We start from the raw sequence: 25,504 nt of genomic DNA on the forward strand, positions 1-25,504 counted from the left end.
AGTCAGCCTCCGAACGCGGCGACGAACGCGTTCCTGCCCGGCGTCACTCGGCCAGCCTGGATCGGCGGTGGCGACGACCCGGTCCATCGGCCGTCCGCGTCCTGGGGAGCAGCGCCGGATCCGAAGGCTGCCCCAGCGCATAACTCATCGACGGCATCCCCGGACGCTGCCGGTAAGGCCGGCTCATCGCTGGCCGCTTCACGCCGCTGCGCTCGTGGTTCAGCATGGCATCAGAGCGTAGGGTCGCCCAGTGCGACGACGACCGCGCACACGGTGGTGGATTCCGGTACTCCAGGATCACGATCCAGGTCGGACCGGCCAACAGCAGGGCCGCTACAGCCACGCCAAGGCACCCAAGCTCCCGGGGGCTCCAGTCCGGACCGGACACCGGCAGCCCGTCGGGTGCAGTCTCAGGTCCACAAAAGGAGAGTCTCGCGGATGCGACCGGGTGCGAGGTTCGTGAGGCGGACGCTGCTGTGAGTGCCACGAACACCAGTCCCTCCCACAGGGACGCGACGCCTGCGCTGTCGGCCTTGTCGCCGGCGGTGACCTGTTGGCGTAGGAGGTCCTTGCCGACGTCGCGGCCGCGAATTCGGGGTCGACGTAGACGGAGGTCTCGCCGATGCCCCAGCAGCAGTCACGGTCGGAACGGGTGAGATGCTAGTCCAGCTGACGACCTCGCCGTCGATCTCGGCGACCCAGCGATGGTCGGGGAGCCAGTTCGCCGCCAACCGAGTGCTCGATGGCACCGTCTCGAAGGTGGCGATGCCGTGTCGATCCCTCACGGTAGATCCGCCGCACCTCGGTCCAGTCGCCGTTGGTGAGGGCTCGGATGGTGACGTCGGATGGATGTCGTCGGGCAGCGGCGTCGGGAGGCTGCTGTGAGACCCATGACGACGTCGGCCATGTAGGGGCAGGCGGCTCTTAAGGCTGAGTAGGCGGCGTCGACCGCCACGGCAGCGGGCGATGGCACGGCGCCGGATGTCAAGTGTCAGCCTGTCGTCCTGCATGGCTGGCGAGAGGCCTTGCCTCGCCCGAGAGTAGCGGTCCTGCTGCTTGCGGCGGCATCCTTATTCACGTGGTCGCGACGACCGTGTCGGCCCTCGTCCCGGTGGTGAGGACGCCCAGACGGCGAGGGCCGCGGCGCTGGCCAGGACGAAGGCGGCCGGCAGCGTGACGGCCCAGGCGAGGCGGCAGGTTGGCGACGACGCGCCAGCCCAACCCTGCGGTAGCTGTCGTAGACGCCCGTGCCGGCCAATTCCAGCAGCATGCCGACGGCTGGGGCAGCCAACCCGACGGCGGCGTTGACATCGCCCAGCCGGTTCTGCGCATGCCCGGCTGCCGCCGAGCGGCGACGTGCCGGCGCATGTGCCAAGCGTCTGCCCACCTGTCGATGTCACTGGGCGGCGGCCCACCACGGGAACTCGCGCTAAGGGCGCGCCCAGGTCTGCGGCCCGGGACCAGGTTGAGACGGTGGCGTGGTGCGCGGGTCCGTAGGGCCGTAGCTTCGACGACATGGTTTGCCCTCGCGCCCGCATCGACGACCCTCGCCTCGACGTACACCCCGAAGACGTGCTGGGTTGCGCTGCGTCGGCCCGGTCGCGGCCGGTATGCCTGAGGTCGGCAACTCCCCGATCCCCAAGAAATTGCTGGCGCAGGAGGTGCGCGACGTTGTGCGCATCTCCGGCGGCCGGATGAGCGGCGCCGCGTTCGGGACGGTCGTCCTGCACGTCGAGGACGACGAGTTGGACCGCCGTCGCTCGGACAGGAGCCCACCGCCTGCGATGGCGCAACGCGGCTATCGGCGCTTGTTCGCCGATCACGTCGAGCAGGCGCCGGACGGCTGCGACTTCGTGGTGCTGCGTGGCCGGACGCCCATCGACACCGCTTCGCAGGTGAAGTTCTTGCACTGGAACGCCGACAGCAATGGTGCCGCTCCTGGCCCGTTGCGCCAGCCCTTCGCTCGAGCTGGCGCCGAGGAGAGCACGAAGAGCGTCGAGTGGCGACGGGCTCCCTGCAGCCGGGTGACGGCGCGATCGACTGCAGCGAGGTGTCCGCCCCACGGGCGATCCGGCGGATGCAACCGAGGACTCGGCCGGTGAACCCAGGAATTCCTGGATCGCGCCGGAGCACGCACGACGGTTCGTCGTCATGGTTGAGGTCGTGCCCGCCGAGCGTGGAACGGGGCTCATCGGTGGGTCGCCCAGTCGGTCGCGGTGGCGGTGCCGAGCAGGGCGTGGGTGGCCGGTGCGGCTACCAGTGTGAGGAATACCGATGCCGTCCAGGTCATGCTGAGGTCGCGCAGGCCGTTGCCGGTCACGGCGTCGAAGTTCTCCGCCATGCCGTGGCGTATGCACATCCGGACGAAGCGTCCGGCGATGTCGTCGGCGAGATCGCGGTGTCCGGCCCGGTGCAGACCGTCAACGAGAAGCATCGTCGACGGTGCCCAGATGGGGCCGCGCCAGTAGCCGTCCGGGATGTAGTGCGCGCTGTCGGTGGGCTCGGTGGCGAGTCCGTTGACCGTGAGATAGGCGCCGTCGAGGAGTCGCTCGACACAGCGGTCGACCACGGCTCGGGGGAGGTCGTCGCCGAGGACCAACGGCATGAATGTCAGTAGGCTGTCGGACTCGATCGGGTCCTGTGTCAGCGTGTGCCGCGCGACGAAGCGCTCACCGGTCCAGAAGCGCTCCAGCATCATCCGCATTGTCCGCCCCGACTCGCGCCGCCACCGCTCGGCCTCGTTGTCCCGGCCAAGCAGCTCGGCCATGCGCGCGAGGGTCGTCATCTGCACCGCCAGGAACGCCGGTAGATCGGGGCTCTGCACCGGCACCCCGCCGCCGAACACGGTCGAGTTGTCCCAGCCGGAGTCGTTGCCGTGGTTGTAGGAGGGGACACCGTCGTCCCCGTAGACCCGGTACTCGAACCACCAACGGGTCCAGCCCGCCAGCGGCTCGTAGAGCTGCTCGACGGCGTCCCGGGTGAGGCCGTTGCGATCCAGCAGGAACCCGATCGCCCATCCGTGGACCGGCGGTTTGACGAAGTTCGGCTCGATCCCGAGGTCGTTCACGTAGTCGGGGATGCTCCCGTGCACGTCCTGATGGTCGAAGAGCGTCAGCAGCTGGCCGGCCGCCGCATCCGGGTCGCGCCACAGGGCGAGGGCGTTGAAGCAGTGATCCCACGCCCACACGTTCGTCATCCAGTTCTTCGACATCAACATCGACTCGCGCCGCAGAGCACCGCCGGCGGGGACCAGCGCCGCCCAGGTGACGAAGGCGGCGAGACGGACGGCGCGGAGCAGCCCGGGGTCGTCGGTCTCATGGCCGTGCCGCGCGGCCCAGCCGGCGAAGTCGCGCTCGGCGTCCGCGATGACCGCGTCGACATCCGGCCGGCTGATCTCGGGCGGCGTGCTCGCGAACTCGTCGACGGTCACCGTCACAGGCTGGGTGTCGGCGCGTAAGATCAGGCGCGTCGCAGTGCCCTTCACACCGTCCCAGCCCGTGTCGAGCTCAGACTCGCCGCCGAACACGACGATCCGGTAGTTCCGGTTCGCGCCACTCGCAATGAACCGCCAGACGCCGGCGCTCTCCTGGAGAACAACGTCGTACTGTGACAGCACCTGAGCCTCGAGGACGACCGTGCCTCTCATGAGGCGCACGAGTGCGCGCCCGCTTCCTTCCAGCGCGACCTCGACCTCCGAGTCACCGCCACGCAGCGTCAGCCGTCCGGGCTCGACTCGCGCGAGCGGAGCGTCGTCGCCGCCGACGACGAAGCGCATCAGCTCCGCCTGGCGGACGCCGCCGTGCACTGTGCGGAGGAAGAGTCCCCGGGCATGGCGTTGGTCGAGCTTCGACAGCGCGAAGTACGAGCCCCGGCGGCTGAAAGGCGTCCCGGCCAAATCGATACGGAGGTCGTTCGTCACGTGGTCGCTCCCATGGGGCGCAAGGTGACGGACGAAGCCGCGGCGACCGCGATCGGTGCGCCGTCATAGGCCTCGGCCGCCCCATCGACGATGAGAGTGGATCCGGGGTAGAGGCCGGTCAGGTCGAGGCGGAAGGTGCGCGTCGCGTCGGCGAGGTTGTCGAGGGTGAAGCCGTCCGACGTCCATCGGTAGCGCACTCGATAGGCGGCCTGCTCAAGGGTGACCGACCCGTGCCCGGTCAGCCGGGGCGCCACCACCAGGTCCGCGTCCAGGGCGAACCGGAGGCCCAGGTACTCGTGCAGGAGGACCCAGGTGAACACGCAGGGGTATTCGTAGTAGTGCGCGGCCCCGTGCCACGGCGAGCCGTCCACGTAATACACGTGGTCCATGTCGTAGCGCTCGCCCATGATGTGGTCGTCCTCGGCGGCCTGGCGGGCGACGCGCTCAAGCTGGTCGAGCAGCCTGCGGCCGTCATTGCGCCACGCCCAGAAGGCGGCGTCCCAGCACCAGTAGCGGCCAGCCGCACACAGATCGTACGGTCCGCCGTCGCCGATCTCGCTGTCGGTGTAGTCCGCGATGCGTGCGGCGAGGAACGTCGGGAAGCGCTGGAACTCGGCCAGCTCCCGGTCGACCAGGTCTTTGACCTCGCGCTCCTGCTCCTGGTCGGTTGCTCCGACCAGGACGGGGAGGATGTTGGCGAGAAGATGGATGTGGTCGTGCACCTGTCCCGAGCGGTCGATCCAGTCGACGAACCGGCGTTCCTCTGGATCCCACCACCCGCCCGGAAGAGGTTCTCGAAGCGACGCGCTCAGGCGGTCGCGCACCGCGCGGTAGCGCTCAGCGGGCTCGGCGCGACCCAGCAGGTCCTCGAGCTGTGCCAGCAGGTCGAACGAGCGCACAGCGAGAGCTTGCGCCATGGTCTCGCGGCCGTCCTTGATCACCTGATCCTCGTAGTACACGTCGCCCCAGAGCCGGCCGCGCGGGTCGATGTGCACCTCGATGCCGGAGGCGGCGCCCTCGATGTCAGCGATGTGCGTGCGCAGCCAGCCGATGTCGCTCGTTCGCGCGATGTAGAGCCAGATCGACTCGATGACCTCGACGTTGCCGGTGACGAGGAACATGACGGCGTTCGCGGTGCGGTCCATGCTGTTGCGGCGGACGTGATACTCGCGCGTTCCGGTGGGCTGCACCGCGCAGGGATCGCGCCACAGCTGAGCCGGATCTTCTCGCATCAACCGCAGCTGGAGTTCGATCATCCGCCGGACCACGTCGAGGTCGAGTCGGCTGCCCGCGGCCAACCGCCCCTTGATCTGGAACTCGTGGTCGACGTCGGGGTACGTGCCGAGGTACTTGTCGGCGAGCGTGCTGACGACGAACCCGTCGGCGTCCGCGTAGTGGGCGGCGGTCGTGCGCTCGACCACCGAGGGCAGCATCGTCCCCCAGTAGAAGCCGGCGAGTGCGTCCGCGAGTACGTCTGCACCCGGTAGGTCGAGGGTGTAGCCGCTTCCGTCGACGTCGGCGTGCGGACGCGCGCGATGGCGGGTGAGGCACGCGGATTCGGACAGCACGCTCACTCGGCACACGTCGCCGTCCAGACGCATACGGATCGGCCCATCGGCCTCGACGAGCCATGCGGGGTCATTGCCGGCCGGTGCCGCCGGCAGGATCCAGCACCCTCCGCGACCGGTGAGGTCGCGGTGTTCCGTGTCGCTGGGTAGTACGAAGAGCTCATCGACGCCGTCACGGACGAACGCGGGGCCGGCCGGGAACACGAGCTCGATGGCGTTCTCCCCGGAGGCGGAGACGGTCCAGGTCCGGTCGCTCGTCGGCGTGAGCGGCGTCGCCGAGGCCGGCAGGGCGGATGCGGTCATCGCGGGTTGATGCTCCCTCGTTCGCGGGCGGTGAGCGGGACAGTGCATCGCGCGCCGATCCCTTGCGTGCCGGGTCGTCGCCTGGCTAGAGTATGCAAACTTGCAATGGAATTCTGCAAGTGAAGAGTAACTTTGTTAGCCTGCCGGCCGGCACCCTGTCTCACGCGGATCAGAGAGGATCGAGGACGATGAGGTCATCGGCACCAAGCGCCCGGCATGCTCGGCTGAGGGCCGGAGCGCTCGCGCTGGGGGGAACGCTCGTCGCCGGGGTGCTCGCCTCGTGCGGCTCCGACGCGTCCGATTCCGGGGGCGGCGGCGGAGACGTCACGCTCACGGTGTGGACGTGGGACCAGCCCGGTGAGGGGCTGGAGGCGGCCATCCCCGCCTTCGAGGAAGAGCACCCCGGCATCACCATCGAGGTGGAGAACGTCGGCAACCCGGCGATCTGGGACAAGATCACGACTGGCATGGCCGCGGGTGGAAGTGGTCTGGCCGACATCATGAACGTCGGCGTCGACTACATGGGCAACTACATCGAGACCTTCCCCGACGGGTTCGCCAACCTGAGCGAGCTCGGTGCCGACGAACTGGCGCCGGAGTTCCCGACCAGCCTGTTCGGCAGCGCCCAGAACGCCTCGGGGGAGGTCTTCGGTATCCCCTACGAGGTCAATACGAACGTCGTCTTCTACCGCAAGGACTTGTTCGAGCAGATCGGCGTGGACATGGACGCCATCGCGACCTGGGACCAGCTGCTCGAGGCCGGAATCCGCCTGAAGGAGGAGACCGGCACCTTCCTGTTCGCGATGGACAAAGCCGCCTCACAGGCCGACTCGGCGAACCTCTGGCAGATCCTCGCTCGGCTCCAGGGCACCTTCTTCTTCAACGAGGACGGTGAGATCGCATTGAGCGACGAGGGAAGCGTCGAGGCGCTCGACTTCATCAGGCGTGCCAACGATGCCGGCGTGATCGCCGACATCCCAGGTGGGTGGGACAACCTGATGACCCAGGTCAAGGGCGAGGCGAACACCGCTCTGCTCGCGTCGGCGTCGTGGATGGCCGGGGTGTTCCCGGAGAACGCGCCCGATCTGTCCGGTGCGTGGGCGGTCCGGCGCCCGCCGGCGATGGCCGAAGGCGGCTACACCGCAGCTTCGGCCGGAGGCACCTTCCTCTCGATCGCGAACTCGAGCCCGAACAAGGAAGCCGCGTGGGAATTCGTGAAGTTCTCCATGGCGACCCTCGAGGGCCAGGAGCTCGTCTACGAGGGCGCCGGTCTGTTCCCGAGCTACCGACCCATGTGGGAGACCGAGGCGTTCACCGCGCCGAACGAGTACTTCGAGGGCGAGCTGGTCAACCAGCTGTTCGTCGAGGCGCTCAGCGAGGACACGCCGCCGGACTACTACACCGCGGACTATGCGCAGGCGCTCAAGGCGTACACCGACGCCCAGACGCAGGTGCTGCTCAGCGGGGCGGACCCGGAGGAAGCGCTCGACGGCGCCGCCGACCTGCTGAAGCAGCAGACCGGCCGTGAGGTCGCCCAGTAGCGACGACTGCCGCTCGGTGCGGGCACGCGCCGACGCCCGTGCCCGCACTCCGAAACGAGAAGCGATGACGTCGACCATGACGACGACGGTGACGACGACCACACGTCGGCGCCCCTCGCGGCGCGCCCGCGCGATGCTGGTCCCGCTGGCGTTCCTGGCGCCCGTGCTGGTCCTGTTCGTCGGGTTCAAGGCCTATCCCGTTCTGTATGCCCTATACCTGAGCTTCACCACCAACGAAGGCGGCCAGCAGACCTTCGCCGGGCTCGACAACTACATCCGGCTGGCGTCGGACCCCCTGTTCCGCATCGCGCTGAAGAACACGCTCCAGATCCTGGTCGTGCAGGTCCCGATCATGCTGGTGCTCGCCATGCTGCTCGCGGTCGCCTTCAACTCGATGCTCCTGAAGGGCCGGGGGCTGCTGCGCGTCTCGTACTTCGTGCCGATCGTGATGGGGCTGGTGGCCTACGGCGTCCTCTTCTCCGCACTGCTGAACTACGACAACGGATTCGTCAACTACCTGCTCACGTCCGTCGGACTGCCCCGCATCTCATGGCTCGCCGACCCCTTCTGGGCGAAGGTGTCGATCATTCTGGCGCTGACGTGGCACTACATCGGCGTCAACGCGGTCATCTACCTCGCACAGCTGCAGTCGATCCCGCAGGAGCTGTACGAGGCCGCCGCCGTCGACGGCGCGAACCGGCGCAAGCAGTTCTGGCACGTCACGCTCCCCGGGCTGCGCCCGGCGATCGTGCTCACGGTCGTCCTGTCGACCATCGGCACCCTGCAGCTGTTCGACGAGCCGTACGTCCTCACCAACGGTGGCCCGAACAACGCCACCCTCACGATCGGCCTGTACCTGTACCAGAACGCCTTCCAGTACTTCGACTTCGGCTACGCCTCAGCCATTGGCTACGCGCTCACCCTGATTGTCGTGGTGATCGCGGTGGGCCAGGGGTTCGTCCTGAGGAGGAGGCAGCCATGACCCCCCACGTTCTGTCCGGACGCTCGCATCGTGCGCGCGAGCGCTCGCTCAGCGTATTCCTGACCACCTTCATTGCGCTGGGCGCCCTGGTGATGGTGGCGCCGTTCCTGTGGCTGATCGTCGCGAGCACGCATCCGACCAGGGACATTTTTACCACCCCGCCGAACGTCCTCCCGGGCGGTCACTTCTGGGAGAACCTCGTCACCCTCTTCGGATCCAGCGGATTCGCCGACGCCCTCCGCAACTCGCTCATCGTGTCCACTGTCTCCACCGTGCTCGGCGTCTTCATCTGCACCGCGGCGGGCTACGCCTTCGCGAAGTTCACCTTCCCGGGGCGCAACGCGATGTTCGTCGTCATCATCGCCTCGCTCGCGCTGCCATCGCAGGTCACCCTCGTGCCGCTGTTCCAGATGATGGTCACGTTCGAGTGGTTGAACTCGTACCAGTCCCTGATCCTGCCGAGCCTGGCGGTGCCATTCGGCATCTTCCTCATGCGCCAGACGATGCTGTCCGTGCCGGACGAACTCATCCAGGCCGCGCGGGTTGACGGTGCGGGAGAGTTCCGCACGTTCGTGCAGATCGTGCTGCCGACGGTGCGCCCGGCGCTCGCGGCTTGCTCGATCTTCCTGTTCCTCGGGCAGTGGAACGACTTCGTGTACCCGCTGGTCGTGCTGCGCACGCAGGACGCCTACACCGTGCCCGTGGCGCTCGCGTCGCTCCAGGGCGTGAGCTCCACCGACTACGGGGCGCTGCTGACCGGTACCCTCGTCTCGATCACCCCGGTCCTGCTGCTGTTCCTCTTCTTGCAGCGTCACTTCGTGGCGGGACTCCTGGCAGGTTCGGTGAAGCAATAGCGCGCCGGGGCAGTACGGTTCAGAGGGGAGAGCCATGGGGCGCACAGATGCGAATGACGAGACGGTGAAGCGGCGCTCCCGCGCACCGCAGGGCACGACGAGTCTGGCGGTCGTCGCACAGCTCGCGGAGGTCAGCGAGGCCACCGTCAGCCGCGTCCTGAACCGCAAGTACGGCGTCTCCTCCGCCACCCGGCAAGCAGTCGAGGACGCACTGCGCCAGGTCGGGTACGAGCGGCCGATGACGAACGAGCTCGTCCTCCTGCTGACGCCCAATCTGTCCAACCCGATCTTCGCCCGCCAGGCGGAGCGCATCGAGAACGTCCTCAATCCGTACGGCCTCAAAACGATCATCTGTCCCGTCTATCCCGGAAGCGTTCAAGAACGCGACTACGTCGCGGCGCTCATGGACTCGGGCGTGGCCGCGATCATCTTCCTGTCGTCGAGCAACACGCTCCGCAACGCCGACCACCGCGTCGTTCAGCTGATCGCCTCACGTGGCATTCCGTACGTGAGCATCAACGGCGGATTCCCCGAGTCCGACGCGCCGGTCGTCTCGACGGACGACTGGCGCGCAGCGGAGCTTGCGGTCGGCCACCTTCACGATCTCGGCCACCGCCGCATCGGGCTGCTCGCCGGCCCGGTCGGGAACACCCCCGCGGACCGTCGCGTCGAGGGGTTTATCGACGCGATGAAGCGGCGCGGCATCGACAGCTCCGAGGATCTCGTCGTCCGCAACCACTTCAATGCCGAGGGCGGCCATCAGGCGGCGTCGGTGCTGCTCGCCCAGGGCGCGACCGCGCTCGTGGCGTCGAGCGACGAGATGGCGCTCGGCTCGTACCGCGCGGTCGAACGGGCAGGCCTGGCCGTTCCCCGCGACGTGTCGGTGATCGGCTATGACGACTCCCCGCTCCTCGACTACACGGCTCCGCCGCTGACGACCGTACGGCAGCCCCTCGAGCGGATCGCCGAGCATGTCGGGCGCCTCACGACGTCCCTGATCTCCAACCGTGAAGTCGACGACACCGAGATCCTCATCGAGCCCGAGATCCGCCTCCGCTCGTCGACCGGTCCCGTCCGCGCCGAGGCGGACTGACCTACGCAGGGCCGCGATCTGAGGTCGACCGCGCGCTGCCGAGGCTCGACTCGGAGCTGCGCTGGTGACCAGGTCGCACGCCCACGTTCGTCGTGGTGCGCCAGTTGACGATCCCGCCTGGCCTGCCGAATTGCTGCCATCGGGCGCACAGCGTCCCGTCGTGGCCGTTGCGCCAACGACCTCGAGGTCGGCTCCCGCCGGGCGCTGCTCTGCCCCGCGAATCCCACTGACGTACAGGCCTGGGCACGCGCTGGTGAGCCTCGCCCACGCCAACTGTGTCGCAACCGCGTCGAAGATGCGGGTCACTCTTACGTCGTCGACCATCTGAGGATGGGCCACCCTGGCTGGCTGGCGTGATGCCGGTGTCGCTCGAGATACCGCAAATCTGTGGCCAGCTGCCAGCCGGCTCGGCGTGCGCGGCATCGACGGTTCACGATCGAAGGCGTGGGTGTCACGCGGGCGGCCCTGTATCACCGTCGAACATCAGACGAACTGCTGCTCGAGCGGGGGTCGTCCGTCTGTGGTCCGAACGGCCGGGCGCTCGCCTGCGGGCTATCGCGACACGGTCAGCCGCGCCTGCGTCGGCGCCGGTCGCTGCTGCGTCGCTGGATCTGATGAATCGGGACTGCGTATCGTCAGTCCATCTCAAAACATGCTGGTAACCCCTTGGCAACGGATGCCCGGGCGTGGCAAGGTATCGCCTACTCGCGCTAAACATCAGATCTATCACCCTGTCGCAACGGTACTGGCGACATGAGTTCAGAGGAGGCCCGGTTCCTCGTGAGCACTCCGTTCGTTCCTGGGGATTCGCATTCGACGCCCGGTGCAGCCGGGGGAGGGTCGATCCGGCGATGACCACTGTCGATCCCACGGCCGACCTGCCGGCTCGGCCCGGAGACTGGATGCGGGAGCGGCTGTCGAACGCTCTCTCGGAGTTCACCGCAGCTGCCGCACTCGTCGTGCTGTTCGTGGCGTTGAGCTTCGCCAGTCCGCATTTCTTGACGGCCGACAATCTTTTCAACATCGGTGCTCAGACCGCTGTCATCGCGATCATCGCCACGGCGCAGACGATGGTGATCATCACGAAGGGCATTGACCTTTCCGTCGGATCCGTCGCCGCGCTTGCGGGCGTGGTCGGCGCCATCACGGTGCGTGACCTCGGCTTCTCGATCTGGGCCGCGACCGCGGTCGCCATCGCGGTGGGCGCACTGGCCGGCCTGGTCAACGGCCTGCTGGTGACAGTCGCGAGGATTCCGCCGTTCATCGCGACCTTGGGCACCATGTCGGCCGCTCGCGGCCTCGTCTTCATCGTCACCGGTGCGGTCGGTGTTTACGGCCTGCCGGAGTCGTTCCAGCTCCTCGGCAACGGGCAGATCCTCGGTATCCCGTTCGCCGTGGTGCTCACTGGCGTCGTCGCCGTGGGCGTCGCTTTCCTCCTCGCACAGACGCGCTTCGGTCAGTACACCTACGCGATGGGATCCAACCTCGAAGCGGCGCGCCGTTCTGGGATCCCCGTCGGGCGGCACCTGACGGCCGTCTACGTGCTCGCGGGCGTACTCGTCGGCCTCGGCGGCATGATCGCCGCTTCCCGCGTCAACTCCGGCCAGCCGAACTACGGCATCGCGCTGGAGCTCGACGTCATCGCCGCGGCGGTGATCGGGGGAGCCAGCCTCTTCGGTGGCCAGGGCCGGATCATCGGCACACTCATCGGCGCCTTCCTCATCGCGCTCGTGCGCAACGGCGCCGTGCTGCTGGACATCAGCATCCACTACCAGATGGTGATCGTCGGCCTGATCATCTGGGCCGCCGTCTACTTCGATCAGTACCGCCGCCGCCGGCTGGAGTCACGAGGTTGACGCCCTCCGGTCCCATGACGATCCGCACCAGAAAGGACACAGTGATGGCTCCCAGCACCACTTCCAACCGGCGCGCAACCACGCGTCAGCGCCGCGGCGGCTCCGTCCTCGCCGCCGTCGTCGCCACGGCCGTCCTTGCCGCCTGCAGCGGAGTCGAGGTCCGCGACGGATCCGACGACCAGGCCGCGGCAACGGGCGAACCGACGGCGGCGAGCGGGCCCCTGGAACTGGCCGTACTCCCCAAGGCGGTCGGACACGAGTTCTGGAACACGGTTCGCGCCGGTGCCGAGTGCGCCGCCGAGCTTGCCGGCGACGTCACCGTGGAGTGGGACGGCGTGACCGCCGAGACCGACGTCGAGGGGCAGGTCAACCTGGTCCAGAACTTCGTGACCAGGCAGGTGGACGGGATCGTCTACGCCGCCACGGACTCCACGGCGCTGGCGCCGGCGACCCAGGGAGCCCTCGACGCCGGAATCCCGGTCGCGATGATCGACTCCGGCACCGACCCCCAGCCAGAAGACGTGCCGCTGTACGCCACGGACAACCGTGCGGCGGCAGTCGAGGCGGCGAACCTGCTGGCCGAAGAGCTCGGTGCAGGAGAGCATGAGGTCGCGCTGATCGAGTTCCAGCCTGGCTCGCAGACCAACACCGAGCGGGTCGAGGGCTTCACCGAAGGGCTCGGGCAGCACGACAACCTCACACTCGTCGGTCAGCAGCCCAGCCACAGCGACGTCAACGAGGCCCGCCGGGTCACGGAGGACATCCTGACCGCCAATCCGAACCTCGCGGGGATCTTCGCCGCCAACGAGCCGAGCGTCCTGGGCGCCGCCCAGGCCGTCGAGGCTGCCGGGCGTTCCGGTGAGATTGTCATCATCGGCTGGGACGCGGCACCGGACGAGGTGGCGGGTCTGCGCAGCGGCCAGATCTCGGCACTGGTGGTGCAGAACCCGTTCAACATGGGCTACCTCGGCGTGCAGAACATGGTGGAGCACCTCCGCGAGGGCTCGCCCCTGGAATCCGCCGACACGGGGGTCACGTTCCTGACCCAGGAGAACGTCGACACCGAGGAAGCCCAGGCGATTCTGGAGCCCAGCTGCGACAACCCGCCGGTCGGATGAGTACGGCACCGGAGACCGAGCGGAGTGTAGATCCGCGCGACGTCACCGCCGAGGCGCCGGTCCTGGAAGCGCGCGGGATCGTCAAGCGTTTCGGCCACGTCGAAGCGCTGCGAGGCGCCGACTTCACCGTGCGCAAGGCCGAGGTGGTCGCGCTCATCGGCGACAACGGAGCGGGCAAGAGTACCTTGATCAAAACCCTGTCCGGTGTACACGCGCCGGACGAGGGCGAACTCCTGGTGGGTGGCAGGCCCGTCCGGTTCTCGACACCCGTCGACGCCAGGCAGGCAGGCGTCGAGACCGTGTACCAGGATCTTGCCGTCGCCGACGACCTGAGTGTCGCCGCGAACCTCTACTTGGGCCGCGAGATCCTGCGCACCGGGCCGCTGGGACGCCTCGGCCTGCTCGACAAACGCGCGATGCGGCGCGGGGCGGCCGAGGCGCTGAGCCAGCTGGGCGTGCGGATCCCTCGAGTCACGACTCCGATCGCGATGCTGTCAGGCGGTCAGCGGCAGAGCGTCGCCGTCGCCCGGGCCATCATCTGGGCGACCAGTGTGGTCATCCTCGACGAGCCCACCGCCGCTCTCGGCGTCGTGCAGACCGAGCGCGTACTCGACGTCGTCCGGCGCGCCCGCGACGCGGGAATGTCGGTCGTACTCGTCAGCCACAACATGCCCCAGGTCCTCGAGATCGCCGACCGGGTCGAGGTTCTGCGGCTCGGCCGGCGCGCGGCCAGGTTCCGTGCGGACGAGGTCACGACGGACGAGCTGGTGGCGGCGATGACCGGTTCGCTCGTCACGGAGAAGGAGGATCGATGACGGCGGTGGTCTATCGCGGTGCGCGGACGCTCGAGATCGAGCAGCGCGACGTCGAACCGCCAGGTCCGGGACAGGTCCGCATCGATGTGGCCTACACCGGGATCTGCGGCACTGATCTGCACATCTACCACGGTCACATGGACGCTCGGGTCGGCAGTGCGGCAGTCATCGGGCATGAGATGTCCGGCCGCGTCGCGGCGATCGGCGACGATGTCGAGGGCTTGGCCGTCGGCGAGGCCGTCACGGTGATGCCCACGAGGTTCTGTGGCGAGTGTCCCGCGTGTCGGCGTGGGAATTCACACGTCTGCCATGCCATGAATTTCCTCGGCATCGACTCGCCCGGCGCGATGCAGGCATCCTGGACCGTTCCCGCCGATCTCGTCATCCCGCTCCCGGACGAACTACCGCTCCACCACGCCGCTCTGACGGAACCGGTGGCGGTCGCCGTTCACGACGTCCGCCGAGCGGGCGTCGGCGAGGACGATCACGTCGTCGTGATCGGCGGGGGCCCCGTCGGCGTCCTGATCGCCGCGGTGGCGCAGGGACGCGGTGCACGCGTCCTCCTCGCCGAACCCGACCCCTACCGGCGCGGTGTCGCCGGCGACATCGGAATCCAGACGGTCGACCCGTCGAGCGATGACGTCGTCGCGTTGATCGACGAACGCACGACCGGTGCCGGCGCCGACATCGCGTTCGAGGTGTCCGGCTCGGCAGGCGGCGTGTCGACGGCCGTGGAGGTCCTGGCCGCACGGGGTCGCCTCGTCATGGTGGCGATCCATACGCAGCCACGCGAGCTCGACCTCCATCGGTACTTCTGGCGCGAGCTGGAGTTGTTCGGCGCCCGTCTCTACCAGCGCGAGGACATGACCGAAGCGATACGCCTGGTCACCTCGCGGGCGATTCCGGCGGAGCGGCTGATCACCCGTATCGAGTCGGTCCACTCGGTGAACGCGGCGTTCGAGGCCTTGGAGAGCCGCGGCAGCGTCATGAAGGTTCTGATCGAGTGGCAGGAGGGCCTACGGTGACGGCTTCCTTCGATCTCTCCGGCCGAGTGGCCGTCGTGACGGGTGCCCGCCGCGGCATCGGGCTGGCGATGGCGGAAGCACTGGCGGTCGCCGGTGCCGACATCATCGGCGTCTCCGCCCAGCTCGAGTCGGACGGCAGCGAGGTCGAGCGAAGGGTTCGCGCCGCCGGGCGGCAGTTCTCCTCGCTGCGAGCCGATCTCGGAGACCGCGCCGCCGTCCATGAGCTGATCCGCGACGTGCGGTCGCTGGGACCGATCGACATCCTCGTGAACAACGGCGGCACCATTGCCCGCAAGCCGGCCGCCGAGCATCCGGACGACCTCTGGAACCACGTGATCGAGGTCAACCTCACCAGCCAGTTCGTGCTGAGCAGGGAACTAGGTGGCGAAATGGTGAGACGCGGCCGCGGGAAGATCATCTTCACGGCGTCGCTGCTGAGTTTCCAGGGTGGCATCAACGTTCCTTCCTATACCGCCTCCAAGTCGGGCGTGGCGGGGTTGACGAAGGCATTGGCGAATGAATGGGCGGCGCACGGAGTCAACGTCAACGCGATCGCGCCGGGATACATCGCGACGGACAACACCCGGGCCCTGCAGGAGGACCGCGAGCGGAACCAATCCATCCTGGTGCGCATCCCAGCCGGTCGCTGGGGACAGGCCGACGACATAGGCGGCGCGACGGTGTTCCTCTCGTCGCAGGCATCGGACTACGTGAACGGCGTCGTCCTACCTGTCGACGGCGGTTGGCTGGGCCGCTGATGGGGGACACGCTCGTGGCCCAGCGGCCGATCGTCGACGCCCATCACCATCTCTGGTCACGCGCGCGCCATCCCCAGACGTGGATCGACCCGGTGGTCATGGCGGCGATCGACGCCGACTTCGGCCACCATGACCTGGCTGCCGAGGCCAGCCACGAGGGCGTCATGGAGACGGTGGTGGTCCAGTCCATCGCTTCGGAGTCGGAGACGGCGGAACTTCTGGCCCTCGCATCAGGGAGCTGGCTCGTCGGTGGTGTCGTGGGCTGGGTGGACCTGACCGCCGCCGATATTGCGGAGCGCCTCGATCGCCTCCGCGACGCCCCCGGCGGTGACCGGCTGGTCGGTATTCGTCATCTGGTACAGGACGAGGCCGATCCGAGCTTCTTGGATCGCGCGGACGTGCGTCGGGGCATTGCCGCGGTAGGAGCTGCCGGCATGGTGTTCGACCTGCTGGTCCGTGATCACCAGTTGCCGGGAGCGATACGCCTCGCGCGTGAGCTGCCCGAGGTCGTCTTCGTTCTGGACCACCTCGGCAAGCCTGCGATCCGAGGTGGCGATCTCGACGACTGGGCGCGTGATCTTGCCGAGTTGGCCCGGCTGCCCAACACCACGGCCAAGCTCTCCGGGCTGGTCACCGAAGCCGACTGGTCGGCGTGGACGCCCTCGACACTGCGGCCCGCTGTGAGTACCGCACTCGAGACATTCGGACCGCGCCGGCTCATGTTCGGCTCGGACTGGCCGGTGTGTCTGCTCGCCAGTTCCTATCGGGGGTGGGTCTCGACGCTGACGGAGCTGCTCGAGGAGTGCGATGAGACGACGCGGGCGTTGATCTGGCATTCGACCGCACGCCGCGTCTACGGACTGGAAAGAGGATGAACAGCCTGCGCCCGGTGAGAAGACCTGCCCTCGCGCTCACCGACCTGGGCTTTGGAGCCGCACAAGGCGGGAACCTCTACCGCGCGACATCCGACGACGAGTTCGTCGCAGCCGTGGACGCCGCCTGGGACGCGGGCATCCGGTATTTCGACACGGCCCCTCACTACGGGCTTGGCCTGTCCGAACGGCGCCTGGGGCAGGCGCTCAGGTGGCGTCCCCGCGACGAGTTCGTCGTCTCGACGAAGGTCGGCCGGCTCCTCGAACCGTCGCCGGCGACCGCGCACCTACGCGACTCCGAGGGCTTCGACGTCCCCGCTGACCACCGGCGAGTCTGGGACTTCAGCCGCGACGGCATCCTGCGCTCCTTGGAGTCGAGTCTTGCCCGTCTCGGCCTGGACCGCGTCGACGTGGTGTACCTGCATGACCCCGACGACTATGGGGACCAGGCGGTCGAGACGGCCGTCCCGGCGCTGATCGAATTGCGAGATCAGGGCGTGGTCGGCGCCATCGGCGCCGGCATGAACCAGTCGGCGATGCTGGCCCGATTCGTTCGCGAGACCGACATCGACCTCGTGATGTGCGCCGGCCGCTACACCCTTCTGGAGCAGGGCGCACTCGCGGATCTCCTGCCCGCTGCGACCGATCGTGGCGTTCGGGTGGTGATCGCGGGCGTGTACAACTCCGGACTTCTCGCGAGCGAACGTCCTCCGGCTGCTGCCACCTACGACTACCAGCAGGCGCCCGCGCAGCTCGTCGAGCGCGTGCGCGCCATCGCCGAGGTGTGCGACGCCTACGGTGTCACACTGCCGGAAGCGGCGTTGGCGTTCGTGCGGGCGCACCCGGCGGTCGTCTCGACCGTCGTCGGCCTGCGCACCGCTAGCCAGGTGCGCGAGACGTTGCGCCGCGCCCGGGTGAACGTTCCGGGCGATCTCTGGGAGGCGTTGCGCACGGCGAACCTGCTGAACGACGGCGGCATGTGAGCGTGGATCAGCCGGCGTCTGGCGCGGCCAGTGGGTCGCCGTCCTCAGGGCGGCCATGCAACGACTCCTCCACGCCGATCAGGTGGTTGGCCATCCGGATGCGCGCAGCCTCGGGATCGCGTGCCTCGAGGGCGCGCAGGATCGCGACGTGCTCCTCGTGGGTGCGCCGGTCCGCGCCCTCCTCGTGCAGGCTGCGCCAGAGCCGACCACGGACCGTACGGCCGGCGAAGGCCTCGACCAGTCCGACGAGAACGGGATTGTCGCTGTGGACCGCGATGATGCGGTGGAAGGCGATGTCGGTCTCGATGAGACGCTCGTGGTGCTGAGGTTCCTGTCCGACGATGCGGGCCGCCTCGTCGAGCAGCTCCGCGGCCTCCTGCAGCGCGTCGTCCGTGATCCTGGTGGCGGCAAGGCGCGCAGCCTCGCACTCGAGCAGACGACGGACTGCGTGGGTGTGCTGAGCGGCGAGGTCGCCATGGATGTCGACGACGAAGCCCATCGGGGCGAGCAGACGGGTCACATCGAGGTTCGTGACGTAGGTGCCGTCGCCCTGGCGCGTGTTGAGGATGCCCAGGATCGACAGCGCGGACACACCTTCACGCAGCGGACCCCGCGAGACGCCCAGGACCTCGGCGAGTTCCTTCTCGATCGGCAGTCGGTCGCCCGGGCGCAGCGCACCCTCGAGGATCATCCGCTTGATGCCGTCGACGACTTCTTCGGTCCGGGACATGACACGAGTATGTTCCTAGAGCGCTGCGGCGGCGGGCGCCCCGCCGCTCGTGAGCGCGGGTGTCGCCGCTGCCGTCGCCCAGTAGTTCCCGTCGGGGAATCGGTACCGGTCGACCGACTCCGGCCACATCCTCGTCGAGTAGCCAGGCTCCCGCGGAAGGACGTAAGCCGTCCCGGAGCCGCTGTCGCTCACCAGGCAGGGGTCGGTGAAGTGCTCGTGCAGGTGGTCGACGAACTCCGTGACGCGGTCGGTCAGATCGCCGGAGACGGCGACGTAGTCGAGCACCGCGATGTGCTGGACCATCTCGCACAAGCCGACGCCGCCGGCGTGCGGGCAGACCGGCACGCCGAACTTGGCCGCCAGGAGAAGGACGGCGACGATCTCGTTGATACTGGCCAGACGCCCGGTGTCGAGCTGGCAGAAGTCGATGGCCTCGGCCTGGAACAGCTGCTTGAACATGACCCGGTTGTGACAGTGTTCGCCAGTGGCGACCCCGATAGGTGCGACGGCACGGCGAATGGCCGCGTGGCCGAGGATGTCGTCAGGACCGGTTGGCTCCTCGATCCAGAGTGGCTCGAACCGGGCCAGCGCACGGACCCAGTCGATGGCCTGGCCGACGTCCCAGACCTGGTTCGCATCGATCATCAGCTTGCGTTCGTCGCCGATGATCTCGCGTGCGATGGAGCAACGCCGGATGTCGTCGTCGAGGTCGGCGCCCACCTTGAGCTTGATGTAGCCGTAGCCGGCGTCGACGGCCTCCTGGCAGAGCCGGCGCAGCTTGTCGTCGTCGTACCCGAGCCAGCCCGCCGATGTGGTGTAGGCGGGATAGCCCGTGCGGGCGAGTTCGGCCAGTCGATCGCCTTTCGTCGCCTCCTTGGCCCGGAGGATCTCCAGCGCCTCGTCTCGGGTGAGGGCGTCGGAGAGATACCGCAGGTCCGCGACGGCGACGAGCTGTTCGGGAGTCATGTCGGTCAGGAGCTTCCACAACGGTTTGCCCGCCCGACGGGCGACGAGGTCCCACGAGGCGTTCAGGACCGCCGCGAGCGAGAGGTGCACGACGCCCTTCTCCGGGCCCAGCCAGCGCAGTTGGGAGTCGGAGGTGAGGAACCGATAGACCCCGCCCATGTCGATGGCCATCTCGTCGAGGTCCCAGCCGATGAGCCTGGTTGCCTGCTGGACCGCGGCGGCCACCACGATGTCGTTCCCTCGGCCGATCGTGAAGGTCAGGCCGTGGCCGGCGAGCGGGACACCCGTGGTGTCGCTGCTGTCGGTGTGCAGCACGACATAGGCCGCCGAGTAGTCGCCGTCCTTGTTCATCGCATCCGAACCGTCGCCCGTCAGCGATGTGGGAAAGCGGACGTCCTCGACAGTGACGGCGGTGATCTGCGGCATAGGGGCCCTCGCCAATCTCGACCAAAGATCAGATGACTTGTGCAGTATACGAGGGCTTTTCTTGCGCCGTCAACGCGATGGCCCAGGGCGCGCGATGGAGTCATCTTATGTATCGCGCTCTTTGCGTGTTCCGCGGTGCTGGCAGGGGTAGGGGTGCGGCTCCCGGAGCATGCCGCGCATCCGGGGTTGATGGGCTCGATGAAGAGCGAAGAAGATTAGATGTTTCGGCGCGAACCGGCCTGGTTGGCAGTGATTTCTCCAGATCTGATGCCGTGGTTGACGATATAGGTCACATCTTTGTAGATTTGCCGCCACCCTAGCTCAGCTGCCGTGCCGTTCGACGCGCCTGACCCGTGGTCGTGGCTCCTTCGAGGTCGGGCTCCTGGTCGAACCGGTGCGGTGCAGGCCGCTCGCGTTGACGACGTCCAATGGAGGACCGAGATGCCAGACCTCACCAGAAGGCAAGCCATCAAGCTCGGCGCGGCGGGTGCGGGAGCTCTGCTTCTGCCGCTGCAGTGGACTGCGGCCGCACGGGCCTCGTCGACCCCGCCACCGGAGGTTCAGGCGGTCAACGACCTGGCGCTCTGGTACGACGAGCCGGCGGGCAGCGATTGGCTGCGAGCGCTGCCGTTGGGCAACGGCCGGCTGGGAGCCATGGTCTTCGGCAACCCCGACGCCGAGCGCCTGCAGTTGAACGAGGACACGATCTGGGCCGGCGGTCCGCACGATGCGGCCAACCCCAGGGCCCTGGCGGTCCTTCCCGAGGTGCGCCGTTTGGTCTTCCAGGACCAGTGGGTCCAGGCGCAGAACCTCATCAACCAGAACATGCTCGGCAACCCGGTGGGACAGCTCGCCTATCAAACGGCAGGCAACCTGCGTCTCTCGGTACCCGGCATGAGTGGGGCCACCGAGTACTACCGGCAGCTCGACCTCACCACCGCGACCGCGTTGACGAGCTTCGTGGTCGGTGGCGTGCGCTACCGCAGGGAGACGTTCGTCAGCGCTCCCGACCAGGTCATCGTGATGCGGTTGACCGCCGACGCTCCCGGGTCGATCTCGTTCACGGCGGCGTTCGACAGCCCGCAGCGGATCACCACCGCCAGCCCCGACGGCACCACGATCGCGCTGGACGGAGTCTCCAGCAACCAAGAGGGTGTCACCGGCCAGGTGCGCTTCCTCGCGCTGGCCCGGGCGGTCGCCGACGGGGGCAGTGTCAGCAGTGCGACCGGCCGGTTGACCGTCTCCGACGCGAACAGCGTGGTGCTGTTCATCTCCATCGGCAGCAGCTACGTCGACTACTCCGACGTCGGCGGCGACTACCAGGGGATCGCGGCGCAGCATCTCGAGGCCGCCGTCGGCACCTCATTCGACGAGTTGCGTGCCAGGCACGTCGCCGAGTACAAGGAGCTGTTCGATCGGACCAGCCTGAACCTCGGGCGCACGGTCGCGGCCGACCAGCCCACGGACGTTCGGATCGCCCAGCACGGCGGTGTCGACGATCCGCAGTTCTCCACGCTGCTGTTCCAGTTCGGTCGCTATCTTCTGATCTCGTCCTCGCGGCCGGGAACGCAGCCTGCGAACCTGCAGGGCATCTGGAACGAGCAACTGTGGCCGTCGTGGGACTCCAAGTACACGATCAATGCCAACCTGCCGATGAACTACTGGCCGGCGGACACGACGAACCTCTCCGAGTGCTTCCAGCCGGTGTTCTCGATGATCGACGACCTCACCGTCACCGGTGCGCGTACCGCCGAGGTGCAGTATGGCGCGGGTGGCTGGGTGACTCATCACAACACGGACGGCTGGCGAGCGACGTCCGTCGTCGACGGAGCGTTCTGGGGGATGTGGCAGACCGGCGGCGCGTGGCTGGCGACGATGATCTGGGACCACTTCCAGTTCACCGGGGACGTGGATTTCCTCCGCGAGTACTACCCGGCGATGAAGGGCGCCGCGCAGTTCTTCCTCGACACGCTCGTGGAGGAGCCGAATCTCGGCTATCTCGTCACCAACCCCTCGAACTCTCCGGAGCTCAGCCACCACGCGAACGCCAGTGTCTCGGCCGGCCCGACGATGGACAACCAGATCCTCACCGACCTGTTCATCGGGTGTGCCCGGGCGAGCGAGATCCTCGGTGTCGACTCCGACTTCCGCGCCGCGGTGCTCGCGACCACCGAGCGCCTGGCGCCGATGAAGATCGGCTCGCGCGGCAACATCCAGGAGTGGCTCTACGACTGGGTCGAGACCGAGCGCCTGCACAGGCATGTCTCCCACCTCTATGGGCTGCACCCCAGCAACCAGATCACGAAGCGCGGCACGCCGGAGCTCTTCGAGGCGGCCAAGCGCACACTCGAGATCCGTGGCGACGACGGCACGGGCTGGTCGCTGGCATGGAAGATCAACTTCTGGGCCCGGCTCGAGGAGGGGAAGCGTGCCCATGACCTGATCAACTACCTGGTCACGCCGGCGCGGCTGGCGCCGAACATGTTCGACCTGCACCCGCCGTTCCAGATCGACGGCAACTTCGGCGCCACTGGCGGCATCGCCGAGATGTTGTTGCAGAGCCACACCGGCGAGCTGCACCTGCTCCCAGCCCTGCCGCCTGTATGGCCCGACGGCACGGTCGACGGCCTGCGCGCGCGGGGCGGCCACACCGTCGGCGCCACCTGGAGCGATGGGCATGCCGACGAGTACCGCATTACACCGGACCGCGACGGGACCGTCGCCGTGCGCGGGAAGCTCTTCGCCGGGCGCTACAACGTGCTCGACACCACCCGCGGCGGGCGGGCTCGCACCTCGAAGACCGAGCCCGACGGCATCGAGCTGATCGGTCAGGCCGGCCACACCTATCGCGCCTACGCCCTGCAGAAGGTGTCGGTGAGCGCACCGGTCGAAGTGTCGCCCGAGCAGCCGGCCACGGTGAGCGTGACACTGCGCGCTGTCGAACTCCCCGTGGTTCGCGCGGCGGTGGCGCTGCAGGTACCTGAGGGGTGGGCGGTCGAGCCGGCACAGGTCGGGCTACGTCCCATCCAGCCTGGCGCTGAGCAGACTGTCGAGTTCCAGGTCTCCGTTCCGGAGGGCGCGCCCTCCGGCGCAGCGACCCTGACAGGTGTGGCGACCGGCCCCGACTGGACCGCCACAGCGGACAGCGAGGTCCGCGTCTGGGGCGGCACGGCAGCGACGCTGGAGGAGAGCTTCGGCAACGTCGCGGTCAGCGACGACGCCAACACCAACGCCGGCAACTTCGACGGCAACGGTGGTTCGATCTCGGCGCAGGCGCTGGCACAGGTAGGCGTCACGCCCGGGAGCACGGTCAGTCATCGGGGCGTCGACTTCACCTGGCCCGACGTCCCCGCGGGAACGGCTGACAACGCACTCGCCGCGGGACAGTCGCTGGCGGTCAGCGGCCGCGGGACGACCCTCGGATTTCTGGCGTCGGGCACCTATGGCGCCGTGTCCGGAGCCGCGACCGTCGTCTACGCCGACGGCAGCCGTCAGACGTTCACGCTCGGAGTCCCGGACTGGTACGGCACGCCGCGGCCGGGCGGTGACGGCGCCATCGTCGCGCCGTACCAGAACAGGCCGAACAACCAGCGGTTCAACACCGCCGCGACCATCTACTTCGTGGGGATCCCCTTGGAGGACAAGGAGGTGAGCCGGGTCGACCTGCCGAGGATCAGCGATCGCGTCGGTGTCGGTGTGGCGGCCATGCACATCTTCGCCGTCGCCATCGGCGGCTGATCCGCCGCCACCCTGACTCGCCGGCCGCGGCGCAGGGCGGGAACCCCGCCGCGGCCGGCGACCAGGGACGCGCGGTCGTCCCCGGGGGCGGGACGACCGCGCATCCGGCTCAGTCGGCCAGCGTCAGCTCGACGGTGGCGTACGAGTGCGGAGGAAGTTCGATCCGCAGCCCGTGCCCGAACGCACCGTCGTCGGGGCGGACGCCGTCGTGGTCGCGCACCGCGACGGTGTCCGGCTCGGTCGCCGTGTTGTGGTCCTGCAGCTTCGCCGCGGTCAGGATCCGTGCCGAGTGCCCGGTCACCGACCGCCCACGCAGGTCCAGCACGACCGCGGCCGGCTCCTCGGCGTCGAGGTTGGTCACGGACACCAGCGCGGTCTCGCCCTTCGTCGAGGCCGAGATCGACAGCGTCTCGAGCGAGGTGATGCCGACCTCGCGGCGCGCGTCCGGGGCGTACAGGTGCACCGCCAGGGACGCCGCGTCGTGGTGTCCGGCGTTCATCGCGAACACGTGGTACGTCGGCGTCAGTACCAGCGCGCCGGAGTCGGGGTCGGTGAGGATCATCGCCTGGAGCACGTTGACCGTCTGCGCGATGTTCGCCATCGCGAGCCGGTCGGCGTGGCGGTGGAAGGCGTCGAAGTGGACGCTGGCGACGAGTGCGTCGCGCAGGGTGTTCTGCTGGTACAGGAAGCCGGGATGGGTGCCGGGTTCGACGTCCCACCAGGTGCCCCACTCGTCGAGCACGAGGCCGACGGTCTTCTGCGGGTCGTAGACGTCCATGACGGCGGCGTGCCCGCGGATGATCTCCTCGACCTTCCGTGCCTTGACCATGGTCGTGTAGTAGGCGTCGGTGTCGAACTCGGTCGCGCTGCCCTTCCGCGCCCACGGACCGGGAACGGTGTAGTAGTGGAACGAGACGCCCTGGAAGTAGTTGCGTGGTTCGTTACCGCAGCTCAGGCAGCTGATCGTCTTCATCAGTGCCTCGGTCCAGGCATAGTCGTCGTCGGAGGCGCCGGCCGCGATCCGGTACAGGGTGTTGCCGCTCTGGTCGCGGCAGTAAGTGGCGTACTGCCGGGCGAGGTCGGCGTACGCCTCGGCGCGCAGGTTGCCGCCGCACCCCCACGGCTCGTTGCCGAGGCCCCAGAACGGCACCCGCCAGGGCTCGTCGCGCCCGTTCTCACGGCGCAGGTTCGCCATCGGGGACTCGCCGTCCCTCGTGAGGTACTCCACCCACTCGCTCATCTCGCGGACGGTGCCGGAGCCGACGTTGCCGCTGATGTACGGGTCGGCGCCCAGCAGCTCGCACAGCGCCATGAACTCGTGCGTGCCGAAGTGGTTGTTCTCGACGACGTCGCCCCAGTGCGTGTTCACCATCTGCGGGCGCTGGTCGCGCGGGCCGACGCCGTCGCGCCAGTGGTACTCGTCGGCGAAGCAGCCGCCCGGCCAGCGCAGGTTCGGGATCCGCAGCGCGCGGAGCGCCTCGACGACGTCCAGGCGAATGCCGCCCTCGTTCGGGATCGGGGAGTCCTCGCCCACCCAGAACCCGCCGTAGATGCACCGGCCCAGGTGCTCGGCGAAGTGCCCGTACAGGTGGCGGCTGATCGTGGGTCCGGTGACGTCGAGGTCGATCACGGCGCGGGCCGGCGTGGCGGTCATGGGTCTCCTACGGTGGGTTGGACGAGATTTCGGCGGAGCGGTTCGGTCAGCCCTTGACGCTCCCCGCGAGCAGGCCGTTGACGATGTGCCGCTGGGTGAAGGCGAAGAAGACCACCATCGGGATCAGCACGATGACGGAGAGCGTCATGAACGCCGGCCAGTCGGTCGAGAACTGGCCGACCGAGCTGTAGACCTGCAGCACGACGGTGCGTTTCTCGGGCGAGGAGATGAACACGTTGGGGAGGATGAAGTCGTTCCAGACCCACATCGTCTGGAAGACGCCGACCGTGATGAGGATGGGTT

18 protein-coding genes and 1 pseudogene are annotated in these 25,504 nt (G+C 68.2%); 13 read left to right on the top strand and 6 right to left on the bottom strand.

The features are described 5' to 3' along the window. The first annotated feature begins 1,610 nt into the window (after nucleotides 1-1,610). Nucleotides 1,611-2,102: a dihydroxy-acid dehydratase gene (locus DZA62_RS34510; protein WP_198664518.1), complete on the top strand. Its 492-nt coding sequence runs from the start codon at nucleotides 1,611-1,613 to the stop codon at nucleotides 2,100-2,102. An 86-nt stretch (nucleotides 2,103-2,188) separates the two neighbouring features. On the opposite strand, the gene DZA62_RS34515 is transcribed toward DZA62_RS34510, so the two are convergent. Further along, complete coding sequence (locus tag DZA62_RS34515) at nucleotides 2,189-3,919, bottom strand: amylo-alpha-1,6-glucosidase (RefSeq protein WP_157988102.1); 1,731 nt, start codon at nucleotides 3,917-3,919, stop codon at nucleotides 2,189-2,191. Continuing rightward, nucleotides 3,916-5,790 carry a glucosidase family protein gene (locus tag DZA62_RS34520; protein WP_116953522.1) on the bottom strand — a complete coding sequence of 625 codons (1,875 nt, stop codon included), beginning with the start codon at nucleotides 5,788-5,790 and terminating at the stop codon, nucleotides 3,916-3,918. Before DZA62_RS34520 ends, DZA62_RS34515 begins: the two co-directional genes overlap by 4 nt. Before the next feature lie 119 nt (nucleotides 5,791-5,909). On the opposite strand from DZA62_RS34520, the gene DZA62_RS34525 reads away from it, so the two are divergent. The 11 genes from DZA62_RS34525 to DZA62_RS34575 all read left to right on the top strand — a co-directional run bounded on the left by DZA62_RS34525 (nucleotide 5,910) and on the right by DZA62_RS34575 (nucleotide 17,687). Continuing rightward, nucleotides 5,910-7,331, top strand: a complete 1,422-nt coding sequence (locus tag DZA62_RS34525; protein WP_157988103.1) for an ABC transporter substrate-binding protein — start codon at nucleotides 5,910-5,912, stop codon at nucleotides 7,329-7,331. 64 nt (nucleotides 7,332-7,395) lie between these two features. Beyond that, nucleotides 7,396-8,313: a carbohydrate ABC transporter permease gene (locus DZA62_RS34530; protein ID WP_198664519.1), complete on the top strand. Its 918-nt coding sequence runs from the start codon at nucleotides 7,396-7,398 to the stop codon at nucleotides 8,311-8,313. Continuing rightward, the gene (locus tag DZA62_RS34535) at nucleotides 8,310-9,167 is read left to right on the top strand and encodes a carbohydrate ABC transporter permease (protein WP_116953524.1); all 858 of its coding nucleotides are present in this window, start codon (nucleotides 8,310-8,312) and stop codon (nucleotides 9,165-9,167) included. The genes DZA62_RS34530 and DZA62_RS34535 overlap by 4 nt, the downstream gene beginning before the upstream one ends. A gap of 34 nt (nucleotides 9,168-9,201) precedes the next feature. Further along, nucleotides 9,202-10,260: a LacI family DNA-binding transcriptional regulator gene (locus tag DZA62_RS34540; protein WP_116953525.1), complete on the top strand. Its 1,059-nt coding sequence runs from the start codon at nucleotides 9,202-9,204 to the stop codon at nucleotides 10,258-10,260. An 851-nt stretch (nucleotides 10,261-11,111) separates the two neighbouring features. Next, nucleotides 11,112-12,116 (top strand): ABC transporter permease, encoded by a 1,005-nt coding sequence (locus DZA62_RS34545; RefSeq protein ID WP_116953526.1) that lies wholly within the window; start codon nucleotides 11,112-11,114, stop codon nucleotides 12,114-12,116. Nucleotides 12,117-12,160: 44 nt separating this feature from the next. Further along, a complete protein-coding gene (locus DZA62_RS34550; RefSeq protein WP_116953527.1) occupies nucleotides 12,161-13,234 on the top strand; it encodes an ABC transporter substrate-binding protein in 1,074 nt (357 codons plus the stop codon). Continuing rightward, nucleotides 13,231-14,049 carry an ATP-binding cassette domain-containing protein gene (locus DZA62_RS34555; RefSeq protein WP_116953528.1) on the top strand — a complete coding sequence of 273 codons (819 nt, stop codon included), beginning with the start codon at nucleotides 13,231-13,233 and terminating at the stop codon, nucleotides 14,047-14,049. Before DZA62_RS34550 ends, DZA62_RS34555 begins: the two co-directional genes overlap by 4 nt. Beyond that, nucleotides 14,046-15,074 carry a zinc-dependent alcohol dehydrogenase gene (locus DZA62_RS34560; protein WP_116953529.1) on the top strand — a complete coding sequence of 343 codons (1,029 nt, stop codon included), beginning with the start codon at nucleotides 14,046-14,048 and terminating at the stop codon, nucleotides 15,072-15,074. The genes DZA62_RS34555 and DZA62_RS34560 overlap by 4 nt, the downstream gene beginning before the upstream one ends. After that, entirely contained in the window at nucleotides 15,071-15,832 is a 762-nt protein-coding gene (locus DZA62_RS34565; RefSeq protein ID WP_116953530.1) for an SDR family NAD(P)-dependent oxidoreductase, read from the top strand. The genes DZA62_RS34560 and DZA62_RS34565 overlap by 4 nt, the downstream gene beginning before the upstream one ends. Further along, a complete protein-coding gene (locus tag DZA62_RS34570) occupies nucleotides 15,832-16,707 on the top strand; it encodes an amidohydrolase family protein (protein WP_116953531.1) in 876 nt (291 codons plus the stop codon). The genes DZA62_RS34565 and DZA62_RS34570 overlap by 1 nt, the downstream gene beginning before the upstream one ends. Beyond that, nucleotides 16,704-17,687: an aldo/keto reductase gene (locus DZA62_RS34575; protein WP_116953532.1), complete on the top strand. Its 984-nt coding sequence runs from the start codon at nucleotides 16,704-16,706 to the stop codon at nucleotides 17,685-17,687. The genes DZA62_RS34570 and DZA62_RS34575 overlap by 4 nt, the downstream gene beginning before the upstream one ends. A 7-nt stretch (nucleotides 17,688-17,694) precedes the next feature. On the opposite strand, the gene DZA62_RS34580 is transcribed toward DZA62_RS34575, so the two are convergent. Beyond that, the gene (locus DZA62_RS34580) at nucleotides 17,695-18,417 is read right to left on the bottom strand and encodes a FadR/GntR family transcriptional regulator (protein WP_116953533.1); all 723 of its coding nucleotides are present in this window, start codon (nucleotides 18,415-18,417) and stop codon (nucleotides 17,695-17,697) included. Nucleotides 18,418-18,432: 15 nt separating this feature from the next. Then, nucleotides 18,433-19,809, bottom strand: coding sequence for an enolase C-terminal domain-like protein (locus tag DZA62_RS34585; protein WP_116953534.1), 1,377 nt, complete (start codon nucleotides 19,807-19,809; stop codon nucleotides 18,433-18,435). A gap of 441 nt (nucleotides 19,810-20,250) precedes the next feature. On the opposite strand from DZA62_RS34585, the gene DZA62_RS34590 reads away from it, so the two are divergent. Beyond that, nucleotides 20,251-23,547: a glycosyl hydrolase family 95 catalytic domain-containing protein gene (locus DZA62_RS34590; RefSeq protein ID WP_198664520.1), complete on the top strand. Its 3,297-nt coding sequence runs from the start codon at nucleotides 20,251-20,253 to the stop codon at nucleotides 23,545-23,547. A 109-nt stretch (nucleotides 23,548-23,656) separates the two neighbouring features. Here DZA62_RS34590 and DZA62_RS34595 read toward each other — a convergent pair whose 3' ends face one another. Continuing rightward, a complete protein-coding gene (locus DZA62_RS34595) occupies nucleotides 23,657-25,201 on the bottom strand; it encodes an alpha-N-arabinofuranosidase (protein WP_116953535.1) in 1,545 nt (514 codons plus the stop codon). A gap of 46 nt (nucleotides 25,202-25,247) precedes the next feature. Next, nucleotides 25,248-25,504 (bottom strand): annotated as a pseudogene (locus DZA62_RS34600) (carbohydrate ABC transporter permease); the annotation flags it as partial.

This window comes from Jiangella endophytica, assembly GCF_003427025.1.
In the GTDB taxonomy this organism is placed as follows: domain Bacteria; phylum Actinomycetota; class Actinomycetes; order Jiangellales; family Jiangellaceae; genus Jiangella; species Jiangella endophytica.

Bases quoted from the DNA above. Each gene is read 5' to 3' on its own strand.
- DZA62_RS34510 (WP_198664518.1), top strand. From the start codon at position 1,611: ATGCCTGAGGTCGGCAACTCCCCGATCCCCAAGAAATTGCTGGCGCAG.
- DZA62_RS34520 (WP_116953522.1), bottom strand. From the start codon at position 5,790: ATGACCGCATCCGCCCTGCCGGCCTCGGCGACGCCGCTCACGCCGACG.
- DZA62_RS34530 (WP_198664519.1), top strand. From the start codon at position 7,396: ATGACGTCGACCATGACGACGACGGTGACGACGACCACACGTCGGCGC.
- DZA62_RS34535 (WP_116953524.1), top strand. From the start codon at position 8,310: ATGACCCCCCACGTTCTGTCCGGACGCTCGCATCGTGCGCGCGAGCGC.
- DZA62_RS34540 (WP_116953525.1), top strand. From the start codon at position 9,202: ATGGGGCGCACAGATGCGAATGACGAGACGGTGAAGCGGCGCTCCCGC.
- DZA62_RS34545 (WP_116953526.1), top strand. From the start codon at position 11,112: ATGACCACTGTCGATCCCACGGCCGACCTGCCGGCTCGGCCCGGAGAC.
- DZA62_RS34550 (WP_116953527.1), top strand. From the start codon at position 12,161: ATGGCTCCCAGCACCACTTCCAACCGGCGCGCAACCACGCGTCAGCGC.
- DZA62_RS34555 (WP_116953528.1), top strand. From the start codon at position 13,231: ATGAGTACGGCACCGGAGACCGAGCGGAGTGTAGATCCGCGCGACGTC.
- DZA62_RS34560 (WP_116953529.1), top strand. From the start codon at position 14,046: ATGACGGCGGTGGTCTATCGCGGTGCGCGGACGCTCGAGATCGAGCAG.
- DZA62_RS34570 (WP_116953531.1), top strand. From the start codon at position 15,832: ATGGGGGACACGCTCGTGGCCCAGCGGCCGATCGTCGACGCCCATCAC.
- DZA62_RS34575 (WP_116953532.1), top strand. From the start codon at position 16,704: ATGAACAGCCTGCGCCCGGTGAGAAGACCTGCCCTCGCGCTCACCGAC.
- DZA62_RS34580 (WP_116953533.1), bottom strand. From the start codon at position 18,417: ATGTCCCGGACCGAAGAAGTCGTCGACGGCATCAAGCGGATGATCCTC.
- DZA62_RS34585 (WP_116953534.1), bottom strand. From the start codon at position 19,809: ATGCCGCAGATCACCGCCGTCACTGTCGAGGACGTCCGCTTTCCCACA.
- DZA62_RS34590 (WP_198664520.1), top strand. From the start codon at position 20,251: ATGCCAGACCTCACCAGAAGGCAAGCCATCAAGCTCGGCGCGGCGGGT.
- DZA62_RS34595 (WP_116953535.1), bottom strand. From the start codon at position 25,201: ATGACCGCCACGCCGGCCCGCGCCGTGATCGACCTCGACGTCACCGGA.